Consider the following 20,133-nt stretch of genomic DNA (forward strand, 5'->3'; position numbering starts at 1 on the left):
AGGACGGTCGCCATGGCCTACGATTCGATTTTCAAAGCCGGTTTGTTTGCAGGCCAAACCATCATCGTCACCGGTGGCGGCAGCGGCATCGGTCGGTGCACCGCCCATGAGCTGGCGGCACTTGGCGCCCATGTGCTGCTGATCGGGCGCAAGGCCGACAAGTTGAAAAGCGTCGCCGCCGAGATTGCCGAAGACGGCGGCAAGGCGGACTGGGCCACCTGCGACATTCGTGAAGAAGAAGCGGTCAGGCATCTGGTCAGCGAGTTGATCCGCCAGCACGGCCCGATCCACGGATTGGTCAACAATGCCGGAGGCCAATACCCGTCGCCACTGGCCTCGATCAATCAGAAGGGTTTCGAAACCGTGATGCGCACCAACCTGGTGGGCGGTTTCCTGATGGCCCGGGAAGTGTTCAACCAATCCATGAGCAAACACGGCGGCGCCATCGTCAACATGCTCGCCGACATGTGGGGCGGCATGCCCGGCATGGGCCACTCGGGCGCGGCGCGCTCGGGCATGGACAACCTCACCAAGACTGCCGCCTTCGAATGGGGTTATGCCGGGGTGCGGGTCAACGCGGTGGCGCCGGGTTGGGTGGCATCGAGCGGTATGGACACCTACGAAGGTGCGTTCAAAGCGGTGATTCCAACCTTGCGCGAGCATGTGCCGCTCAAGCGCATCGGCACGGAATCCGAAGTCAGCGCGGCGATTGTTTTCCTGCTCAGCCCGGCCGCCGCGTTCATCAGCGGCAGTACGCTGCGCATCGACGGAGCCGCGAGTCTCGGCGGTCGGGCGTGGCCGATTCACAAGGCGACGAACAGTGAGTCGTACAACGGTTTTCACCGCGCCTACCTTCCTGATGTGCTCAAGGACAAGGAATAAACCATGCCGGTGATCCAGTCCCAGGTAGACCCGTTCAGCGAACAGTTCGCCCAGAACCGCACGGCCATGCTGGTCGGCATCGAGCAGGTCCGCCAGCTCGAACAAAACCTGCTGAACAAGGCGGCCGAAGCCAAGCCCAAATTCGACAAGCGCGGCCAGTTGCTGCCCCGTGAACGCCTCAATCTGCTGCTCGACCCTGGTGCGCCGTTCCTCGAACTGGCGAGCCTGGCCGGCTACAAACTGCACGACGACAAGGACGGCAGCTCGGCCGGCGGCGGCTTGATCGCCGGGATCGGCTACGTGTCCGGCGTGCGGGTGCTGGTGGTGGCGAATAACAGTGCGATCAAGGGCGGGACCATTTCCCCCAGCGGTCTGAAAAAGTCCCTGCGCCTGCAACAGATCGCCATGGAAAACAAACTGCCGGTGATCACCCTCGCCGAGAGCGGCGGCGCCAATCTCAATTACGCGGCGGAGATTTTCGTCGAAGGCGCGCGCAGCTTTGCCAATCAGGCGCGGATGTCGGCCATGGGGCTGCCGCAGATTACCGTGGTCCACGGCTCGGCCACAGCGGGCGGAGCTTATCAGCCGGGGCTCTCGGATTATGTGGTGGTGGTGCGCGGCAAGGCGAAGCTGTTTCTGGCCGGCCCGCCGCTGCTCAAGGCCGCCACCGGGGAAGTCGCCACCGATGAAGAACTGGGCGGCGCCGAGATGCACGCACAAACCGCCGGCACCGCCGAATACCTGGCCGAGAACGATGCCGATGGCGTGCGCCAGGTGCGCGAGATTGTCAGTCTGCTGTCGTGGAATGCGCGGTTACCGGTGGCGCCCGCCCGGTACTGGGAAAACCCGCTCTACCCGATCGACGAGTTGCTCGGGCTGATTCCCGACGATCCGAAAAAGCCCTATGACGTGCGCGAAATCATCGCGCGGATTGCCGACGGTTCGAGCTTCCTCGAGTTCAAGGGTGAGTTCGATCAGCAGACCCTCTGCGGCCATTTGCACATTCAGGGCCGCGCCTGCGGATTCATCGGCAACAACGGCCCGATCACGCCCAAGGGGGCGAGCAAGGCGGCGCAATTTATTCAGCTGTGTGACCAGAGCCGGACGCCGCTGCTGTTTTTCCACAACACCACCGGGTTCATGGTCGGCACCGAGTCGGAACAGCAAGGCGTGATCAAGCACGGCGCGAAGATGATTCAAGCGGTGGCCAACGCCCGGGTGCCTAAACTGACCATCGTCGTCGGCGGCTCCTACGGCGCCGGCAACTACGCGATGTGCGGCCGCGGCCTCGACCCGCGTTTCATCTTCGCCTGGCCCAACAGCCGCACCGCCGTCATGGGTGGTGCCCAGGCCGGCAAGGTGCTGCGCATCGTCACCGAGGCCAAACAACTCAAGGACGGCCTGGTGCCGGACTCCAAAATGCTCGACATGCTGGAACAGGTGACCGCGCAGAAACTCGACAGCCAGTCCACCGCGCTGTATGGCAGCGCCAACCTGTGGGACGACGGGCTGATCGACCCGCGGGATACCCGGACCTTGCTCGGTTACTTGCTGGACATCTGTCATGAGGCCGAAGTGCGGCCACTGCAAACCAACAGTTTTGGCGTCGCACGGTTTTAGTGATCGTTCCCACGCTCTGCGTGGGAATGCAGCCCGGGACGCTCCGCGTCCCAAAAGCGGACGCAGAGCGTCCAAAGAGGCGTTACCACGCAGAGCGTGGGAACGATCGGGTTCGTCAGGAGAACAATAAAAATGATCTTCACCCAGGAACACGAAGCACTGCGTCGCACGGTCCGCCAATTCGTCGATCACGAGATCAATCCCCACGTCGAAGAATGGGAAAAGGCCGGGCGCTTTCCCATCCACGAGATTTTCCGCAAGGCCGGCGACCTCGGCCTGCTGGGGATTTCCAAACCGGAAAAATTCGGTGGGATGGGACTCGACTACAGCTATTCGATCGTGGCGGCCGAAGAGTTCGGCACGATTCATTGTGGCGGGATTCCGATGTCCATTGGCGTGCAGACCGACATGTGCACGCCCGCCCTCGCCCGCTTCGGCTCCGATGAGTTGCGCGAAGAATTCCTCCGTCCCGCGATTACCGGTGAACAGGTCGGTTGCATTGGCGTCTCCGAAGTCGGTGCCGGTTCCGACGTCGCCGGATTGAAAACCAGCGCCCGCAAGGACGGCGACGACTACGTGATCAACGGCAGCAAAATGTGGATCACCAACTCGCCGAGCGCCGATTTCATCTGCCTGCTCGCCAACACCTCCGACGACAAACCGCACGTCAACAAATCGCTGATCATGGTGCCGATGAACACCCCGGGCATCAGCCTAAGTTCGCACCTGGACAAGCTCGGCATGCGCAGTTCGGAAACCGCCCAAGTGTTTTTCGACAACGTGCGCGTGCCGCAGCGCAACCGCATCGGCCATGAAGGCGCGGGCTTTATGATGCAGATGCTGCAATTTCAGGAAGAACGCCTGTTCGGCGCGGCGAACATGATCAAGGGCCTGGAATACTGCGTCGACAGCACCATCGAGTACTGCAAGGAGCGCAAGACCTTCGGCAGCGCGCTGATCGACAATCAGGTCATTCACTTTCGCCTGGCCGAACTGCAAACCGAAATCGAATGCTTGCGAGCGCTGGTCTATCAGGCCACCGAGCAGTACATCAAAGGCCAGGACGTCACGCGCCTGGCGTCGATGGCCAAACTCAAGGCCGGGCGCCTGGGTCGCGAAGTCAGCGACAGCTGCCTGCAATATTGGGGGGGCATGGGCTTCATGTGGGACAACCCGGTGGCCCGCGCTTACCGTGACGTGCGGCTGGTGTCGATCGGCGGCGGGGCCGACGAAATCATGCTGGGCATCATCTGCAAACTCATGGGCATCCTGCCGGGGAAAAAGAAATGAGCGCCCTGCCGGTTTGCCAGACCTTGCTGCTCGAATCCCATAACGGCGTGCTGCACATCACCCTCAACCGCCCGGAAAGCCGCAACGCCATGAGCTTGCAGATGGTTGCCGAACTGCGTGCGGTGCTCGCCGCGGTGCGTGACGATCGATCCGTTCGTGCGCTGGTGATCGGCGGTGCCGGCGGGCATTTTTGTGCTGGCGGCGACATCAAGGACATGGCCAATGCCCGGGCTCAAGGCCCGGACGCCTATCGCGATTTGAACCGAGCGTTCGGCGCGCTGCTGCAAGAGGTGCAACACGCGCCGCAAGTGGTCATCACGGTGCTGCAAGGCGCGGTGCTCGGCGGTGGATTGGGACTGGCCTGCGTCAGCGATGTCGCGCTGGCCGATCACCTGGCGCAGTTCGGTCTGCCGGAAACCAGCCTCGGTCTGTTGCCCGCGCAGATCGCGCCGTTTGTGGTGCAGCGCATCGGTTTGACCCAGGCGCGTCGACTGGCACTGACGGCCGCACGCTTCGATGGCACCCAGGCACGGCGCATGGGCTTGGTGCATTTCGTCGAGCATGACGCGCAAGCCTTGGCCGAACGCCTCGATGAAATTCTGGCCCATGTGTTGTGCTGCGCGCCGGGGGCGAATGCCACGACCAAAAAACTGTTGTTGGCGAGTGCGGGGCAGCCTTCGGACGCGTTGCTGGATGAAGCGGCCGGATGGTTCAGCGAAGCGGTGACCGGGGCTGAAGGGGTCGAGGGGACGATGGCCTTCGTGCAAAAACGTAAACCGGGGTGGGCCCTCTAAAAGCTTCGCGGGCAAGCCTCGCGCCTACAGGTTTTGTGCCGAGCCCAATCCCGCGGCAATCGCTGTACCTGTAGGAGCGAGGCTTGCCTGCGAAGAGGCCATCACATTCACCGCAATAACAAGGGAACAACCCATGCCCGGACTCAGCAAAATCCTCATCGCCAACCGCGGTGAAATCGCCTGCCGCATCCAGCGCACCGCCCACGCCCTGGGCTACCGCACCGTCGCCGTATTCAGCGATGCCGACGCCGACGCCCTGCACGTCCAAATGGCCGACGAAGCGGTCAACATCGGCCCGGCCCCGGTGCAGCAGTCCTACCTGAACATCCCGGCGATCATCGACGCCGCCCGGCGCAGCGGTGCCGACGCGATCCACCCCGGCTACGGCTTCCTCTCGGAAAATGCCGAATTCGCCTTCGCCTGCCAAAACGCCGGCATCACCTTCATTGGCCCGAGCCCCGAAGCAATCGAATTGATGGGCAGCAAGCGCCTGTCGAAACTCGCCATGCTCGCGGCCGGCGTACCCTGCATCAAAGGCTATCAGAGCGCCGAACAGGACGATGCGACCCTGAGCCGCGAAGCCGCACGCATCGGCTATCCGCTGATGATCAAGGCCAGCGCCGGCGGCGGCGGACGCGGCATGCGCCTGGTGCACAGCGCCGACGATTTGCTGGAACAGCTGCGAACCGCGCGCTCCGAAGCCCTGCACGGGTTTGGCAGCGACGAACTGATTCTCGAACAAGCGCTGATCGATCCGCGCCATGTCGAAATTCAGGTGTTCGGCGACCAGCACGGCAACCTGATCTACCTCGGCGAACGCGACTGTTCGATCCAGCGTCGCCACCAAAAAGTCATCGAAGAAGCACCCTGCCCGGTGATGACCACCGAGTTGCGCCAAGCCATGGGCGAAGCGGCGTTGAAGGCTGGGCGCGCGGTGAATTACGTGGGCGCCGGCACCGTTGAGTTTTTGCTGGACGCGCGCGGGCAGTTCTACTTTCTGGAGATGAACACCCGGCTGCAAGTGGAGCACCCGGTGACCGAATTGATCACCGGCCTTGATCTGGTGGCCTGGCAGCTGCACGTCGCCGAGGGCCTGCCGCTGCCGTTGAGCCAGGAAGAAGTGCAGCTCAACGGGCATGCCATGGAAGTGCGTTTGTACGCCGAAGATCCGGCCCAGGGCTTTTTGCCACAAACCGGGCGAGTCGAGGCGTGGGAGCTGGCGTTGCAAGACGGTGTGCGGATCGATCACGGTTTGATCGAAGGCCAGAACATCAGCCCGTTCTACGATCCGCTGCTGGGCAAGATCATTGCCCACGGAGCCACCCGTGAAGAAGCGCGGCGCAAGCTGCTGCGGGCGTTGCAGGACAGCGTGTTGCTGGGCGTGCAAAGCAATCAGCGCTTGCTCGCCAGCCTGCTGCAACACCCGCAGTTCATCAGCGGCGAGTTCAGCACCGGGTTTATCCCGAGCTGTTTCGCCGACCATCCTTGTCTGCATCCGATGGTGCCGAGCGCCGAAGAACTGGCCATTGCGGCGGCGTTGTTCTATCACGCCTCGGCGCAGGCTCACCGCGCCCCGCTGGCCGGTTGGCGAAACAACGCCAGCGTGCCCCTGCATCTGCGAATAGGCCTGGAGGATCAGGACTGGCCAGTGGAACTGAACGCAGCGCCTGACTCACCGTACCGCTTGCAAGTCGGCAGCCGAACCCTCGAATTGAAGGTCATTCAGTGCGACGGGCACTGGGCAACCCTGATGATCGACGGCATCCGCCAACGCCATGCCTACCGCCTCGCGGGCGGGCAACTCTGGCTGTTCACCCGCCCCGGCAGCCTGCGTCTGGTCGATCGGACCCAAGCCTTGGTCAGCAGCCAGGCCAGTGTCAGCTCCGGCACCCTCAAGGCCCCCATGGACGGGGCGATCGTCGACGTACTGGTCAGCGAGGGCAGCCCGGTCAGCAAAGGTCAACTGCTGGTGGTGCTCGAAGCGATGAAAATGGAGCACCCGCTCAAATCAGGGATCGACGGCGTGCTTAAACGCTTGAAGGTGCGAGTCGGCGATCAGGTCAAGAATCGTCAAATTTTGTTGGAGGTCGAATAAGCCGCTAGGCGGATCCGCCGGCTTTGGCTACGCTCAAGCCCTATCAGGACGCGGATACCAGGAACCCTGCGATGCCTCACTGGCTGGTGATCGATCTGGAAGCCACCACCGATGACGGTGGCTGGCCAGTTACGGAAATGGAAATCATCGAAATCGGAGCCACCCTGGTGGACCGAAAAGGGCGCGAGGTGGATTGTTTCCAGTGCTTCGTTCGGCCACTGCGTCGGCCTTTGCTGACGCCGTTTTGCCGGGAGCTGACGCACATCACTCAGGCCAACGTCGACGCAGCGCAGACGCTGAGTGAGGTCTGGCCGTCATTCGAGCAATGGCTCGTGCGCCATCAATCGGAGCTGGAGGGCTGGGCCAGTTGGGGCGATTACGACCGCAAGCAACTGCTTCAGGAATGGCAGCGACTGCATTTGTGCAGCGTGCTTGAGAAAGTGCCGCACATGAATCTCAAACAGCGCTTTGCCAAGGCCCGGCGCCTGGAACGCCCGCTGGGGCTCAACGGCGCGCTGCAACTGGCGGGCATGCAGTTCAATGGCCAACAGCATCGGGCGCTGGAAGATGCGCGCAATACGGCGCGCCTGTTGCCACAGGTTCTCCCGCCAGAGAGGTGACGGCGTTCAAGGCCTTGTGCATACTGGCCGGCCCTTTTTAGCCCTTTTCGAGGAATCGCCCATGTTTAAAGTCAACGAGTACTTCGACGGCACCGTCAAGTCGATCGCCTTTGGCACCGCTGAAGGTCCTGCGACCATCGGCGTCATGGCTCCGGGCGAATACGAATTCGGCACCAGCCAGCGTGAAATCATGCACGTGGTGACTGGCGCCCTCACCGTCAAACTGCCTGACAGCACCGATTGGGAAACCTTCGCCGCCGGCAGCCAGTTCAACGTGCCTGCCAACAGCAAATTCCAGCTGAAAGTGGCCGTCGACACCGCTTACCTGTGCGAATACCGCGGCTAAACCCCCGGGTTTTCACAACGACAAAAAAATGCCCGGGCCCCTTAGGACCTGGGCATTTTTTTTTCGTGTGTTTATTCCAGAATCGTCACTGGCATGCCGACTTCAAGTTGGCCATTGCTGTCGTTGACCAGGTTCTGCCCGAACATTGCACCGTCCGCCTGGGAACGGTATTTCTGCAACGTGGCCAGAGGCTCGCGATCACTGCTGCGCTCACCGGTTTGCGGATCGATGGTGGTCAGGATGCAGCGCGAACAGGGCTTGACCACGCGCAACTCAACATCCCCGATGCGAATACGCTTCCAGTTGTCCTCGGCAAACGCCTCGCTGCCCTCGATCACCAGGTTTGGTCGAAAGCGCAGCATTTCCAGCGGGCGCCCGACATTTTTCGAGAGGTCTTCCAGGGACGCCTGCCCGATCAGCAACAGCGGGAAGCCATCGGCGAACGCCACTTGATCGTCATTCCGGCCATAGCCCGCTTGTGTGGTGCGCGCGCGATCCAGAGGAATTTGCACCAGGCGCGTCGGCTTTCCAATGAACTCACTGACCCAGGCGCCGGCTTCATCGCCGGCATCGGGCACGCGCAGGCTGTCTTTGAAGATCGTCACGCCCCGCAGTTCAGCCCCGCTACCCGGCAAGGCAATATCGATTGCCGGACGCCCGGGTGCACTGAGGGTCAAGCCGCCGTCAGCATTCCATAACGCCGACAGCTGGCTCATCTTCCCCACCGTGCGCTGGGTCAGGAAGCGCCCATTGGCCTCGTCCACGAGCATCCAGCGTCGGTCACCGTCCAGCCCCAGTTTGTCGAGACAAATCTGCTCCAGGGCCTCGGCCTTGCCGGATTTCAACGGATAACGGTAAAGCGCGCTCAGACGCAACATGGCCAGCTCCCTGGTGGGCAAAAAATGCCACCCTATACGAGCTTGGTCGCCGAATCAAAGGCAGAAAACCGATCTCTGTTTACCTTTTGGGTCGGGCCTGTTCGCGAAGGCGATGTATCAGCCAATATCAATGTTGACAGTGATGGCCTCTTCGCGAGCAGGCTCGCTACAGGTTGATCGTGTGCAGCCTAAATCGTGTCAGGCCGGCACTTCGTCGAGCATCAGGCGCTGACGCACTACGTCGACGAGTTTGTCCGGCTGGAACTTGGAGAGGAAATTGTCGCAGCCGACCTTCTTGACCATAGAGTCGTTGAAACTGCCCGACAGCGACGTATGCAGCACCACGTACAGGCCACGCAAGCGCGGGTCGTTGCGGATTTCGGTGGTCAGGCGATAGCCGTCCATTTCCGGCATTTCCGCGTCGGTAAAGACCATCAGCAGTTTGTCGGTCATCGACACGCCCGTATCGGCCCAGGCCTTGAGCATGTTCAGCGCCTTCAAGCCGTCGCTGGCGATGTGCATCTTCACGCCCAACTGGCCCAGGGTGTCGCGCAGTTGCGACAGGGCAACGTTGGAGTCATCCACCAACAGCACTTCACGACCACGGGCGCGCTCCAGCACCGGGTCGTCGAGTTTCTCGCGCGAGACCTTGGCGTTGTACGGCACGATTTCGGCCAGGACTTTTTCGACGTCGATGATTTCCACCAACTGATCGTCGACCTTGCTGATGGCGGTCAGGTAATGCTGGCGGCCGGCGCTGGCCGGCGGCGGCAGAATGGCTTCCCAGTTCATGTTGACGATGCGGTCTACGCCGCCAACCAGGAACGCCTGCACTGAACGGTTGTACTCGGTGACGATGATCGTACTGGTAGGGCCAGGCACCAGCGGACGCATGCCGATGGCGTGGGACAGGTCAATCACCGGCAACGTCTGCCCACGCAAGTTGACCACGCCGCAGACAAACGGATGGCGCTGGGGCATTAGGGTCAGCTTCGGCAGTTGCAACACTTCCTGCACTTTAAAAACGTTGATCGCGAACAATTGCCGACCGGCCAGCCGGAACATGAGAATTTCCAGGCGATTCTCACCCACCAGTTGTGTGCGTTGGTCTACCGTGTCGAGAATGCCGGCCATTAATGACTCCTGGGCTTGTTCTGATGAATTCACTAAAGAGGGTTATCGGCAGTTTTGGCCAGACCTTGACCCTGAGACAAAATGCCATGATCGGGCATTGATGCCACATTAACATCATGCTTTACTGGCGCAGCGATTTCATCTGCTTCATCCCCTGCGGCGCGACCTCGGTTTGCACGTTAGGTTCCCTTGTGTAAGGGATTCCCCTAGTAACAATCAGGCCCAACCTGATATTCGCAATATCCAATAGCCATTAATGTGACGCCATTCTCATTGCATGAACGGAGTCAGGCTTTTGTGTGCGATCGCAGGTAAGTGGCCATCCACCCTCTCGAGTTCCCCAGCCTGCGCCCAGGCCAGCCGGAGCGCGATCTCATGCCGGCACGGCAGCGCCGGGACGCTGGACGTCTTCGTCGACACACACGACATCCCCTCATTTGACATGACGTTGTGGAGATAAGCATGCCGAACGACACTAAACAGTGGGCTCAGCGCTTTCCGGAGTTCCTCGTCGAGGCTGAAACACTCCTGGCCAAATCGGAAGAGTGCCTTAGCCATCTGCAGTTGATCAGCAATGACAAAGACGCAATCGATTGCATGCTCAGCAGCCTGCTTAAATTAGCGAGTAAGGCGGATGCCCTGGCCCTGGAGGCGGTTTCTGAATTTTCGCTGCACATCCATGGCTTGTTGAACCACGCACAAGGCCACATGGAACTGAACGACCAGGCCCTGTGTGCGCTGAAGGACTGCTTTACGTTGATGGCCTGGCAACTCGAACTCATCGATCAGACCACCGGCCAACTCAGCCTGGATGAAAGTGAACAGACTTCCCTGATTGAAGCCTTTGCGTTTCAGGTAGGACAAAGTCATTTCCAGCCTCCGGTTAATTCCAAACCCTTCACGCTTGTTTCCTATTCTGAGCGGCAGGCTTAATCCGCCAGATAACCAAGCCTTATTGCGTATTATCATTGTCATGATGCCGCTCATTAATTGGGGTGTGCTCATGTCAACGACAGCTCGATGCAAATAACTATTCCCTCCGTTAAACTTTTTCCATTATGGAACTATCGTCCTAAACCCTTAATTCCTGACTGAATAGACATATATACCGAACGCGACCAACGGTAGCTTAAATGGTATTATGCCGACCATTAGTTGACGCCATTCTAATGTCAAAGTGACTCCAGACGAGTGCAGGCCGAATTTGAAGGTGTTGTCAGCCCCCGCCCTGGATTGCACGGCTAGAGACGAGTCACTACAGATTTCAGACAGAGACCCGTCATCCACGATGGCCGGTCTGCCCGCAGCGAACATCCATTGGCTCCATCCGCTATGTACGCCAGCCTCAAGTCATTCACCCCACGGCTCCCCTCCCAAAAAAATGCGCGGCGGTTAACGCTTTTGCTGTGCACCGCCTCGGCACTTGGCAGCCTGCTGGTTTTCAGCTTGTCTGCTTCAGTGCCGATGAGTCTGCTGGTACTGAACATGGCGGCACTTGGCTGCGTCTGGGTACAACATTTCCTGTCGAGCAAATCAATAAAATTTCAGCCACAAGAACTAGCCGATCGTCTACTTGAGGTCCAGGAAAATGAACGTCATCGTCTCAGCAGGGAACTACATGACGACATCGGCCAGTTGCTGACCGCGGCAAAACTTCAAAGTGAATGGCTCAAACGCCGGATGCCTGAAGACATGCAAGGCCAGTGCACAGTGCTCTGCGACACACTGGACGAAACCCTTGCCAAGGTTCGCGATGTCTCGGCCATTCTCAATCCCAGGCAGTTGGCCAGCCTCGGACTTGAAGCCAGCCTGCGTGCGCATTTGCTCAAGACCCTGGCCAATACTTCAATTCACTGGAGCCTGGAATGCCATCAACGCCTGACGGGCATACCGGAAGAAATGGCGGTGGCCGCCTTTCGAATCACCCAGGAAGCGGTGACCAATATTCTTCGCCATGCCGAAGCGAATAACCTGCTGATCCGCCTGCAACGCATGCCCCAGGGTTTGGCGCTGCTGATCAGCGACGACGGCCTGGGGTTCGCACCAGCCGCAGACCCCGGTCGAGAGGGGCAACGCGGGATGGCCGGGATGGTGGAACGGATCGATCAACTGGGCGGTACCCTGGTCGTGACCAGCGAGCCGGGCAAAGGCACTCAAATCGAAGCACTCTTTCCCTGGGCGCCCCGTGCGCTCGAACGGGCCAGTACGAATAAGGTTATGCATTGACTTGTAACTTACTTCTGGTGGATGACCACTCGCTTATCAGGGCAGGCGTGCGCGCTCTGGTGCTGGATATTCCCGGCTACGCGGTCATTGGTGAGGCCAATGACGGCTCGCAGCTACTCGAGATGGTCGAGAAGCTGTCCCCTGACATCGTTCTGCTGGATATCTCCATGAAGCAGACCGGCGGCCTTGAAGCCTTGCAGCGACTCAAGCAGGTCCGCCCGCAAAGCAAGGTGTTGATCCTGTCGATGCACACCGACCCGGCCCTGATCATGCAGGCGCTTGAGTCCGGTGCTCATGGCTATTTGCTCAAAGACACCACGGCCACTGAGCTGGAACATGCCCTGGATGCCTTGCGCAACAACGAGCGTTACCTGAGCCCGGCCATTGCCCACACAGTTATCAACCAGGCACTGATCCGTAACCAGAAGCATCAACCCGAGGCTGCGGACTCACACAACCTGACGGCCCGCCAGCTGGAAATCCTGCGACTGATTGTTCGGGGCAAATCCACCCGGGAAATCGCCAATGGCCTGGGCCTCAGCATCAAAACCGTTGAAACCCACCGCTCGCAGATCATGAAGCGCCTGCAGATCTACGACGTGGCCGGCCTGGTGCTGTTTGCCGTGCGCGAGAAAATCATCAGCCTGGACGACTGACCGTTTTCGAAGCGCTCAGCAGAGGCGAATTCTGCGGCAAATGCACGCGCAATGCCGCTGGACGCGTCGAGAATCGCAGGCTCTCGCCCTCGATAGGTTCGCCATCCAGATTGATGTAGAGGCCTTCCGCAACTTTGATCTCGACCCATGGCAGGCGAGCTCGCACAAACATGTTGTCGATGCCGAAGCCATCGGCCAGCAGCGTTTTCAACGTACCGACCACTTCCTGCGGCGCCGGCAAAATGCTGATATCCAGCAGCCCATCGTCAGCCAGCGCCTCCGGGCACAGTACATGACCACCGCCAGCCTGCCGGCCATTGCCGATACCCAACGCCAAAAGCTCACCACTCCATTGAAAGTCCGGCCCCTGCAACTCGCCGTAGGCAGCATGCAGTTCGCTGAAGCGCGACAACCCGGTGAACAGATACGCCGCGCCCCCGAGGACTTTCTTCAAGTCTTCCGAGGTATTCGCCGTGACCTGACTGCCAAAGCCGCCGGTGGCCATGTTCAGAAAGACTTGACCGCCCACCTCGCCCAGATCGATCGCTTGCGGTGCAACCTCCAGAAGGTCCAGCGCCAGAGCGGGTTCGAGCGGCACACCGGCGGCACGCGCAAAATCGTTCGCGGTGCCCAGCGGCATCAGCACCAGACTGGCCTGCGTCGAATGCGCTGCCATGGCCTCAGCGATATCACGCAAGGTGCCATCACCGCCGCCGGCAATCAGTTGCGTATAGCCCGCGCTCAAGGCTTCTTCCACCAGCCGCTGCGCGTCACCCGCCTCCCAGGTCAGTCGGACGGCCAACTCCCAGCCCTGCTGGCGTTTAACGTCGACGGCCGCACGGACCTCCTCGTTGAGCGCCTGCTTGCCATGCAGAATCAACAGCGCTTTGCGCTCACTCATTATTGCCGCTCCCATGTTTGGACTCCGTATGAGAGATGTTGACCTCACCACCGCCTATAAAAGTCGCAGGGATTTGAATTTTTTTGAGCCGTACAGCCTTGTGGTCCTACAGCGCGGGAAATTTTCTTACAACATGTACGGAATCGGCTCAATTGACCAACCTTGGCGATTGGTACACCTTGAGGTCCGCGGCATCAGTCATCAACATTCAATACACAGGGATGTGAAAACCATGAGTAGACCTTCTTCAAGGGCCACACAAAGCGCAATCAACACCAGTGTCGGCCATCCAAAGGGCTTGAAGGCAAGGAGCGTTTCAGCCCATGCAAAGCCATGACATCAGGTTGCCGATCAGTCAGGTCGCGCCATCGGCAGGCAATCGCGCCAATCATCAGGCTGAATTCAATAACAGCGCAAAAACCGCCGGAGGAGTTGATATGGAACCTCGCGTCATTGAACTCGAGACACACCTCAAATACATCCGAAGAGACATGGAAGAGGTCCGTGGCGATGTTAAATCCATCAAACACAGGCTGGCCTATTCTGCGGGTGGAACAGCCGTGGTCCTGGGGCTGCTGGGCTGGGTCGCCAACAGCCGCTTTGATCAGGTCGTGTCACTTCTGGTTCGTTAAACGCTAGCCATACACGCAAGCTCCGGCACGATCTACCGGGCTTGCGTGGCAAGACTTTCGCCAGAATCAGCTCAGGACTTCGCTCAGCGGAATGAAGTTCACGTCATCGCCTTCGATCAACGTGCGGTCTTCCAGTACTTCAACCAGACCATCAGCCCAAGTGGCACTGCGGAGCACCCCGGAGCTCTGATTCTTGTAGATGATTGCCCGACCATTCTCCAGGCGTCCACGCAAATACTCTCGGCGATTACCAGCCTTTGGCCAGTCGAATCCTGCAGGCACCTGAAACTTTAATGGCTCGACCTCTTTCACACCCTGGCGGCGCAAAAGATAGGGCCTGGCCAACAAGGCAAATGTAACCAGCGTCGACGCAGGGTTGCCGGGCAAACCAATCACGGGGACGCCGCGAAAATGACCGAACGTCAGCGGCTTGCCTGGTTTGATGGCGAGTTTCCACAGGGTCAACTCGCCCTCTTCGCTCAAGGCAATGCCCAGAAAATCGGCTTCTCCCACCGACACGCCGCCGGTAGAAAGGATCAAATCGACATCCTTCAATTCCCCAAGACGGGCGCGAGTGGCCGCTAAATCATCGGGAAGAATTCCGGCATCGATCACTTCACAGCCCAAGCGCTGCAACCAACTGCACAGCAACACGCGATTACTGTTGTAAATCTGTCCCGGCCCGAGGGGCTGGCCCGGCTCTATCAATTCATCTCCGGTTGACAGGACTGCGACACGAACCTTGCGAACCACGTTCAGCTCAGCACATCCCAGCGACGCCGCCAGGCCCTGCTCGATAGGTCCCAGACGGGTGCCCGCCGGCAAAACAAGTTCGCCAACGGTAGTTTCCTGGCCTTGCGGGCGAATATTTTGACCCGGGGCCATTGCCTCGATAAAACGAACGCGCTCGTCCGCCTGAACCTCGGCGTTCTCCTGCATCTCGACGCAATCGGCACCTGCCGGTACAGGCGCACCGGTAAAGATTCGGGCGCAGGTACCTGGCTTCAATGGTCCGGGTGCCTGGCCGGCGAAAATCTTCTGACTGACCATTAAGGGTTCGCCCGTCCAGTCAGCGACGCGCAAGGCATAGCCGTCCATGGCACTATTCGGCCAGGGCGGCAGATCAAGCGTCGAGACCAGGTCGTCGGCCAGTATGCGACCTTCAACCTGTGCCAACGGCAAGCGCTCACGCTCACCTATCGTTGATGCCTCAGCCATTTCCAGCAAACGCGCCAGCGCGACTTCGACCGCCATCAAGCTACCGGCTTTGCCGGGCTTACCCACGGGATTCACAAGGTGCCGCCTGTTTAAGGTGAGCGACGAAATTGCAGGGACGGTGCCGCGAATCCAGCTGTTCGGCGAGAATGCCATCCCAGCCAGTGCGCACAGCATTGGTCGAACCCGGCAAACAGCAGACCAGCGTGCCATTGGCCAAACCCGCCAGGGCCCGGGACTGAACAGTCGAAGTGCCGATGTCCGCGACCGAAATCTGCCGGAACAACTCGCCGAAACCGTCGACTTGCTTGTCAAGCAGACAGCTCACCGCTTCCGGCGTGCTGTCGCGCCCCGTGAACCCGGTACCGCCGGTGATCAACACCACCTGCACGACATCATCGGCAATCCAGTTGGCGACTTGCGCGCGAATTTTGTAGAGATCATCTTTAAGCAAAACCCGAGCAGCCAGGTTATGGCCGGCAGCGCTCAAGCGGTCGACGAAAAGCTGCCCTGACGTATCGGTTTCCAGGGTGCGGGTATCGCTGACCGTCAACACCGCGATGTTGAGCGGCGCGAAAGGTACTTCAGCCTTGGCTTTCATAGGCTCGTCCAGTTGTAGGATAAACAGCCCGGTGTTATATCACAGCGCTCCGTTTTTTCGCCGCCCCCATGGAGACGTGCCATGACCTTGAGTACACATTTGCCGCCCTGCTCCATTCTGCTCCTGGCCGGTGGTCGAGGCCAACGCATGGGCGGCCAGGACAAGGGTTTGCTGGAATGGCATGGCGAGCCACTGATCGCGCACCTGCATCGCAAGACCCGCGCGCTGAGTGATGATCTGATCATCTCCTGCAACAGGAACCTGGAAAAATATGCGCCTTTTGCCGACCAGTTGGTCCATGACGATGAAGGCGACTTCCCGGGACCCTTGGCCGGTATTCGCGCCGGCCTCAAGGCCGCCCGCCACGCCTGTCTGCTGGTGTTGCCGTGCGATGTGCCGCGCATCGATGCGGCCCTGCTCCAGAGCATGCGCGAAACCGCCCGCCAGCATCCGGACAAACCGCTGATGCTGCGCCATAACGAACACTGGGAGCCGTTGCTGTGCATCATCCCGGTGGCGCTTTCGGCAGCGTTTGAAAGAGCCTGGAATGAGGGCGAACGCAGTCCGGGACGCCTCATGCGCAAATTGGGCGCTACCGCCCTGCAATGTCCCGATAACGATCCTCGCCTGGCCAACCTCAACACGCCGGAGCTGTTAAGTGCACACAACACTGTGTCAGACTGACACGAGAAGGAACTTGCGCGCGTTGCATACGTCTCAAGCTCAGTAACCAAAAGAATTCATATTCGGAGACACACTCATGACTCAACGGACCCTCGCCACTCTCATGCTCGCACTGGGCCTTGCAACCCTCGCCGGTTGCGCATCGCCTACAGTGATCACCTTGAATGACGGTCGCGAAATCCAGGCCGTCGACGCGCCAAAATACGATGACGAATCGGGTTTCTACGAGTTCGAACAGCTTGATGGCAAACACACCCGCATCAACAAGGATCAGGTTCGTACCGTTAAAGAGTTGTAATGGTTACGGCACCACCGGATACAGAAAAGCCCGCTTGATGCGGGCTTTTTCGTGCCTGATGCACTGTGATCACCATTGCAGGGTGATGGTGCTCTCGAATTCACGTGGTTGACCTGTGACCGGGTCGACAAACCGCAAACCCTGAGCCAGCAGCTTCAAGGGATTGGCATAGTCGTCCTCGACATCCTTGAGCACCTGCGGGTAGAACGGGTCGTTGCAGATACTGGCGCCCAAAACAGTCATGTGCACCCGCAACTGATGCTTCTTGCCGGTCACTGGATAAAGTCCATAACGCCAGAGATCGCCGTTCTTCTCACGAACCTCAACTGCCGTCTCGGTGTTGCTGGTACCCGGACCTTCCTGCATGCGAAAGAATGGCTCGCCATCGACCAGCCGACTTTTATGAACCAGTGGAAAGGTGAGTTCAGGCAATGCGCGGGCGATTGCTTCGTAGCGTTTTTCGATATTTCGTGTAGGAAACAATGACTGGTAAGCCGAGCGACTCTCAGGGTTCGCTGAAAACAACACCAGTCCCGCCGTGTGCCGGTCAATGCGATGCAAAGGCACAAGATTCGGGTTATCCAGGCGACGGATCAGCCGCCGCAACAACGTCTGCTCCACGTATTCCCCGGCAGGCGTCACTGGCAGAAAATGCGGCTTGTCCGCCACCACCAGATGCTCGTCGGCATACAGGATCGACTCGACCACCGGGATCGGTTTTTCGTCCGGCACCTCACGAAAGTAATGAATCCGCAGGCCTTCCTTGTAACGCAGATCCAGAGCGATCGGTTGACCGTGCCCGTCAAGCACGCGACCACGAGCAATCCTGTCCAGCCATTGTTCACGACCAATAGCGCTGAAGTGGTCGCACAGGCAATCGAGCACGGTCTGCCACGGACCCGGCGGCAAATAGAGCGTGCTGGCCTGGTTGTGCGAAGCAGAAAAAGATGAAGTGGACATACAAACGCTCTGACCCTCAATACAGGCCAGCATTATCCAACAGTGGCCGGAACGAACCTAGAAGAGAATCCTCACGCCGGCATCTGCTTGCGCGCCGCCGCTTCGGTGAACTCCTTGAGCCAGCGCAGCACATCGACCGCTTCCCAGCGGCCTGGATCATAAAGCGCGTACAACAAGCCCTGATAACCCACGACATCGAGCTGGCGGTGATAACCCGCGCGCTGGAACAACGCTTCGATTTCGGCAAAGCAGGTGTTGAAGTGCAGTTTGTTGAAGGGTGTTTTTCCTTCCGTGACCAGACCATCCAGACGCAATTCGAGGACCGCCTCGCGCACAACATCAACCGACATCCGGTTCACGCTGTTTTTCAATTGTTCGACATTGACCACGATCTTCCCCTCTCACGCCCGATACTGCCTGCTCGAACCTGAAAACCAGCGGCGAACGGCAATATTACGAATAACTGTATGCGCATACAGTATCCGAAGAGCATCGGTTAAGCCAAGGGGATCATTCGCAAAGTTCGACAAACGGGACATCGCCAACCACAAAACCGCTTAACGCAGGAACGCCACCACCTCGTCGGCATTGAATGGCCAGCCCAGTTCAGCGCCGGTATCGACCCGCCGTAGCACCGGGATACGCAGGCTGTAAGCTTCGAACCATGTTTCATCTTCAGCGATATCTACCAGCTCCACCAGCAGACCACGTTCGACAAACTCCATCAGCATGGCTTCGGCCACTTCACAGAGGTGGCACCCAAGGGTGCCGAACAACTGACATTCAGGAAGCATGAGCGCTCAACCTAAAAAATTAAGAACCTATTCTAGGCTTGCTCCGAAAAGCCGTCGAGCCAGTGAATTTTCTGCCCTTGAGCACAAATCGCAATGGGCGGCGGTAAAACCCTGACGCATATCAGTCGCTCCAGCGGCCAATTACGTGATGCTCAGGTTTTTTTTACTTCTACGCTTGAGTAGCCAGCCCCTCACCGGAGTTTTTCGTGTTCGCCAACCTCTTGATCATTCTCGCCTCCTCCCTGGTGGTGATTGCATTGTTCCAGCGCCTGCGTTTGCCTCCGGTGCTGGGCTACCTGTGCGTAGGGCTGATGATCGGGCCGACGGCGTTCAACTGGGTGAATGAAAGCGAAGAGTTGCCAGACCTGGCCGAGTTGGGCGTGGTGTTTCTGCTGTTCTCCCTTGGGCTGGAGTTTTCCCTGTCGAAGATGATCGAGCTGCGTCGGGTGGTGTTCGGCCTTGGTAGCCTGCAAGTGTTGGTGTCCGGGATTTTGATGGGGGCATTGCTGATGCTGTTCGGCATGCCGACGACGCCCGCGTTGTTACTCGGTGCCGGTCTGTCGCTGTCTTCTACGGCCATAGTCAGCAAGGAGCTGAGCAGCCTCGGCGAGATATTCAGCAGTCACGGCCAGAATGCCATCGCCGTGTTACTGTTCCAGGATGTGGTGGCGGTGCTGTTGCTGACCCTGGTGCCGGTGTTCGCCGGCAACAGCGATCAAGCCTGGTATTGGGCATTGCCGTTGACGCTGGGCAAGACCTTGGTGCTGTTCGGTGGTTTGTTGCTGGCCAGTCGATGGTTGTTGCCCCGCCTGTTCCATGAAGTTGCCGCCGCCCGCTCCCCGGAGCTGTTCGTGCTGCTGGCGCTGGTCATCGTTTTGCTGACCGCGTGGCTGACTCACCTGCTCGGTCTCTCCCCTGCCCTGGGTGCATTTCTCGCCGGCATGCTGCTGGGGGAAAGCCACTATCGGCACCAGATCGAGGCGGACATCCGGCCGTTCCGCGACATCTTGCTCGGGTTGTTTTTCGTCAGCATCGGCATGCTGATCGACTTGCAGCTGTTTGTCAGCCACGGCCTTATGGTTCTCGGCCTGACGCTTGGGTTACTGCTCATCAAGGGCACAGTGGTCGCGCTGCTGGTCAAATGGCGCGGCAGCGACGGCGAAACCGCCTGGCGCAGCGGCCTTGCATTGGCTCAGGGTGGCGAGTTCTGCTTTGCCTTGATGGCGCAGATGCAGCAAAACAAACTGATGCCCGCCGACTTCGGAGGTCTTCTGCTGGCCGCGACATTCTGCTCGATGCTGGTGACACCGTTGTTGCTGCGCGCCGCCCCCCACATTGCGACACGCCTGCATCGCAAGCCCAACGAAGAAGCAAAACTGGCAGAAATCAGCGCGCTTAACGCCGACTTGCACAACCACGTTGTGATCTGTGGTTACGGTCGCGTGGGTCAGTCGATCGGCCGCGCGGGGGGGGGGGCCCGCCCCCCCCCCCCCCAGACAATATAAAA

General features: G+C 59.4%; 21 protein-coding genes and 1 pseudogene. 14 read left to right on the forward strand and 8 right to left on the reverse strand.

The genetic code is table 11. The features are described 5' to 3' along the window. Positions 1-12: 12 nt before the first annotated feature. From QMX98_RS11890 to QMX98_RS11920, 7 genes are all read left to right on the forward strand, one after another. On the forward strand, positions 13-882 hold the full coding sequence (locus tag QMX98_RS11890) for an SDR family oxidoreductase (RefSeq protein ID WP_282410795.1): 870 nt from the start codon (positions 13-15) through the stop codon (positions 880-882). A 3-nt stretch (positions 883-885) separates the two neighbouring features. After that, positions 886-2,502 (forward strand): geranyl-CoA carboxylase subunit beta, encoded by a 1,617-nt coding sequence (atuC, locus tag QMX98_RS11895; protein WP_282410796.1) that lies wholly within the window; start codon positions 886-888, stop codon positions 2,500-2,502. 132 nt (positions 2,503-2,634) lie between these two features. Then, positions 2,635-3,792, forward strand: a complete 1,158-nt coding sequence (atuD, locus tag QMX98_RS11900) for a citronellyl-CoA dehydrogenase (protein WP_083374689.1) — start codon at positions 2,635-2,637, stop codon at positions 3,790-3,792. Then, positions 3,789-4,586 carry an enoyl-CoA hydratase-related protein gene (locus QMX98_RS11905; protein WP_282410797.1) on the forward strand — a complete coding sequence of 266 codons (798 nt, stop codon included), beginning with the start codon at positions 3,789-3,791 and terminating at the stop codon, positions 4,584-4,586. The genes atuD and QMX98_RS11905 overlap by 4 nt, the downstream gene beginning before the upstream one ends. Positions 4,587-4,719: 133 nt before the next feature. Next, positions 4,720-6,681 carry an acetyl/propionyl/methylcrotonyl-CoA carboxylase subunit alpha gene (locus QMX98_RS11910; RefSeq protein WP_282410798.1) on the forward strand — a complete coding sequence of 654 codons (1,962 nt, stop codon included), beginning with the start codon at positions 4,720-4,722 and terminating at the stop codon, positions 6,679-6,681. A gap of 71 nt (positions 6,682-6,752) precedes the next feature. Then, complete coding sequence (locus QMX98_RS11915; RefSeq protein ID WP_010461227.1) at positions 6,753-7,301, forward strand: exonuclease domain-containing protein; 549 nt, start codon at positions 6,753-6,755, stop codon at positions 7,299-7,301. A gap of 61 nt (positions 7,302-7,362) precedes the next feature. Next, on the forward strand, positions 7,363-7,647 hold the full coding sequence (locus QMX98_RS11920) for a pyrimidine/purine nucleoside phosphorylase (RefSeq protein WP_010461229.1): 285 nt from the start codon (positions 7,363-7,365) through the stop codon (positions 7,645-7,647). 71 nt (positions 7,648-7,718) lie between these two features. Here the strand turns inward: QMX98_RS11920 and QMX98_RS11925 are convergent, their stop codons facing one another. Both QMX98_RS11925 and QMX98_RS11930 read right to left on the reverse strand, forming a co-directional pair. Further along, positions 7,719-8,525 carry an MOSC domain-containing protein gene (locus tag QMX98_RS11925; RefSeq protein ID WP_221108818.1) on the reverse strand — a complete coding sequence of 269 codons (807 nt, stop codon included), beginning with the start codon at positions 8,523-8,525 and terminating at the stop codon, positions 7,719-7,721. Between the two features lie 198 nt (positions 8,526-8,723). Then, positions 8,724-9,659: a chemotaxis protein CheV gene (locus QMX98_RS11930; RefSeq protein ID WP_282410799.1), complete on the reverse strand. Its 936-nt coding sequence runs from the start codon at positions 9,657-9,659 to the stop codon at positions 8,724-8,726. A gap of 462 nt (positions 9,660-10,121) precedes the next feature. Here QMX98_RS11930 and QMX98_RS11935 point away from each other — a divergent pair, with 462 nt between their 5' ends. The 3 genes from QMX98_RS11935 to QMX98_RS11945 all read left to right on the forward strand — a co-directional run bounded on the left by QMX98_RS11935 (position 10,122) and on the right by QMX98_RS11945 (position 12,541). Continuing rightward, positions 10,122-10,592: a hypothetical protein gene (locus tag QMX98_RS11935; RefSeq protein WP_221108817.1), complete on the forward strand. Its 471-nt coding sequence runs from the start codon at positions 10,122-10,124 to the stop codon at positions 10,590-10,592. A 399-nt stretch (positions 10,593-10,991) separates the two neighbouring features. Beyond that, positions 10,992-11,885 carry a sensor histidine kinase gene (locus tag QMX98_RS11940; protein ID WP_042932235.1) on the forward strand — a complete coding sequence of 298 codons (894 nt, stop codon included), beginning with the start codon at positions 10,992-10,994 and terminating at the stop codon, positions 11,883-11,885. Next, the gene (locus tag QMX98_RS11945; RefSeq protein WP_282410800.1) at positions 11,882-12,541 is read left to right on the forward strand and encodes a response regulator transcription factor; all 660 of its coding nucleotides are present in this window, start codon (positions 11,882-11,884) and stop codon (positions 12,539-12,541) included. The genes QMX98_RS11940 and QMX98_RS11945 overlap by 4 nt, the downstream gene beginning before the upstream one ends. Here QMX98_RS11945 and yegS read toward each other — a convergent pair. Next, positions 12,525-13,442, reverse strand: coding sequence for a lipid kinase YegS (yegS, locus tag QMX98_RS11950; RefSeq protein WP_282410801.1), 918 nt, complete (start codon positions 13,440-13,442; stop codon positions 12,525-12,527). The two genes, QMX98_RS11945 and yegS, sit on opposite strands and share 17 nt — an antisense overlap. A 323-nt stretch (positions 13,443-13,765) precedes the next feature. Here yegS and QMX98_RS11955 point away from each other — a divergent pair, with 323 nt between their 5' ends. Next, positions 13,766-14,074: a hypothetical protein gene (locus QMX98_RS11955; protein WP_077747906.1), complete on the forward strand. Its 309-nt coding sequence runs from the start codon at positions 13,766-13,768 to the stop codon at positions 14,072-14,074. A 66-nt stretch (positions 14,075-14,140) separates the two neighbouring features. Here the strand turns inward: QMX98_RS11955 and glp are convergent, their stop codons facing one another. After that, on the reverse strand, positions 14,141-15,367 hold the full coding sequence (gene glp, locus QMX98_RS11960) for a gephyrin-like molybdotransferase Glp (RefSeq protein ID WP_282410802.1): 1,227 nt from the start codon (positions 15,365-15,367) through the stop codon (positions 14,141-14,143). Then, on the reverse strand, positions 15,351-15,890 hold the full coding sequence (moaB, locus tag QMX98_RS11965; protein ID WP_221108814.1) for a molybdenum cofactor biosynthesis protein B: 540 nt from the start codon (positions 15,888-15,890) through the stop codon (positions 15,351-15,353). The genes glp and moaB overlap by 17 nt, the downstream gene beginning before the upstream one ends. A gap of 81 nt (positions 15,891-15,971) precedes the next feature. On the opposite strand from moaB, the gene mobA reads away from it, so the two are divergent. Both mobA and QMX98_RS11975 read left to right on the forward strand, forming a co-directional pair. Continuing rightward, complete coding sequence (gene mobA / locus QMX98_RS11970; protein ID WP_221108813.1) at positions 15,972-16,574, forward strand: molybdenum cofactor guanylyltransferase MobA; 603 nt, start codon at positions 15,972-15,974, stop codon at positions 16,572-16,574. Positions 16,575-16,650: 76 nt separating this feature from the next. Further along, positions 16,651-16,872, forward strand: a complete 222-nt coding sequence (locus QMX98_RS11975) for a YgdI/YgdR family lipoprotein (RefSeq protein WP_010461249.1) — start codon at positions 16,651-16,653, stop codon at positions 16,870-16,872. A gap of 69 nt (positions 16,873-16,941) precedes the next feature. On the opposite strand, the gene QMX98_RS11980 is transcribed toward QMX98_RS11975, so the two are convergent. The 3 genes from QMX98_RS11980 to QMX98_RS11990 form a co-directional block, all read right to left on the reverse strand. After that, entirely contained in the window at positions 16,942-17,832 is an 891-nt protein-coding gene (locus QMX98_RS11980) for a pseudouridine synthase (protein WP_282410803.1), read from the reverse strand. Positions 17,833-17,903: 71 nt separating this feature from the next. After that, complete coding sequence (locus tag QMX98_RS11985) at positions 17,904-18,221, reverse strand: transcriptional regulator (RefSeq protein WP_010461253.1); 318 nt, start codon at positions 18,219-18,221, stop codon at positions 17,904-17,906. A 168-nt stretch (positions 18,222-18,389) separates the two neighbouring features. Next, the gene (locus QMX98_RS11990) at positions 18,390-18,626 is read right to left on the reverse strand and encodes a glutaredoxin family protein (RefSeq protein ID WP_010461255.1); all 237 of its coding nucleotides are present in this window, start codon (positions 18,624-18,626) and stop codon (positions 18,390-18,392) included. 206 nt (positions 18,627-18,832) lie between these two features. Here QMX98_RS11990 and QMX98_RS11995 point away from each other — a divergent pair. After that, a pseudogene (locus QMX98_RS11995) lies at positions 18,833-20,089 on the forward strand (monovalent cation:proton antiporter-2 (CPA2) family protein); the annotation flags it as partial. Positions 20,090-20,133 lie beyond the last annotated feature (44 nt).

Source organism: Pseudomonas sp. PS02303 (assembly GCF_029959925.1).
In the GTDB taxonomy this organism is placed as follows: domain Bacteria; phylum Pseudomonadota; class Gammaproteobacteria; order Pseudomonadales; family Pseudomonadaceae; genus Aquipseudomonas; species Aquipseudomonas mandelii.

Bases quoted from the DNA above. Each gene is read 5' to 3' on its own strand.
- QMX98_RS11890 (WP_282410795.1), top strand. From the start codon at position 13: ATGGCCTACGATTCGATTTTCAAAGCCGGTTTGTTTGCAGGCCAAACC.
- atuC (WP_282410796.1), top strand. From the start codon at position 886: ATGCCGGTGATCCAGTCCCAGGTAGACCCGTTCAGCGAACAGTTCGCC.
- atuD (WP_083374689.1), top strand. From the start codon at position 2,635: ATGATCTTCACCCAGGAACACGAAGCACTGCGTCGCACGGTCCGCCAA.
- QMX98_RS11905 (WP_282410797.1), top strand. From the start codon at position 3,789: ATGAGCGCCCTGCCGGTTTGCCAGACCTTGCTGCTCGAATCCCATAAC.
- QMX98_RS11910 (WP_282410798.1), top strand. From the start codon at position 4,720: ATGCCCGGACTCAGCAAAATCCTCATCGCCAACCGCGGTGAAATCGCC.
- QMX98_RS11915 (WP_010461227.1), top strand. From the start codon at position 6,753: ATGCCTCACTGGCTGGTGATCGATCTGGAAGCCACCACCGATGACGGT.
- QMX98_RS11920 (WP_010461229.1), top strand. From the start codon at position 7,363: ATGTTTAAAGTCAACGAGTACTTCGACGGCACCGTCAAGTCGATCGCC.
- QMX98_RS11925 (WP_221108818.1), bottom strand. From the start codon at position 8,525: ATGTTGCGTCTGAGCGCGCTTTACCGTTATCCGTTGAAATCCGGCAAG.
- QMX98_RS11930 (WP_282410799.1), bottom strand. From the start codon at position 9,659: ATGGCCGGCATTCTCGACACGGTAGACCAACGCACACAACTGGTGGGT.
- QMX98_RS11935 (WP_221108817.1), top strand. From the start codon at position 10,122: ATGCCGAACGACACTAAACAGTGGGCTCAGCGCTTTCCGGAGTTCCTC.
- QMX98_RS11940 (WP_042932235.1), top strand. From the start codon at position 10,992: ATGTACGCCAGCCTCAAGTCATTCACCCCACGGCTCCCCTCCCAAAAA.
- yegS (WP_282410801.1), bottom strand. From the start codon at position 13,442: ATGAGTGAGCGCAAAGCGCTGTTGATTCTGCATGGCAAGCAGGCGCTC.
- QMX98_RS11955 (WP_077747906.1), top strand. From the start codon at position 13,766: ATGCAAAGCCATGACATCAGGTTGCCGATCAGTCAGGTCGCGCCATCG.
- moaB (WP_221108814.1), bottom strand. From the start codon at position 15,890: ATGAAAGCCAAGGCTGAAGTACCTTTCGCGCCGCTCAACATCGCGGTG.
- mobA (WP_221108813.1), top strand. From the start codon at position 15,972: ATGACCTTGAGTACACATTTGCCGCCCTGCTCCATTCTGCTCCTGGCC.
- QMX98_RS11975 (WP_010461249.1), top strand. From the start codon at position 16,651: ATGACTCAACGGACCCTCGCCACTCTCATGCTCGCACTGGGCCTTGCA.
- QMX98_RS11980 (WP_282410803.1), bottom strand. From the start codon at position 17,832: ATGTCCACTTCATCTTTTTCTGCTTCGCACAACCAGGCCAGCACGCTC.
- QMX98_RS11990 (WP_010461255.1), bottom strand. From the start codon at position 18,626: ATGCTTCCTGAATGTCAGTTGTTCGGCACCCTTGGGTGCCACCTCTGT.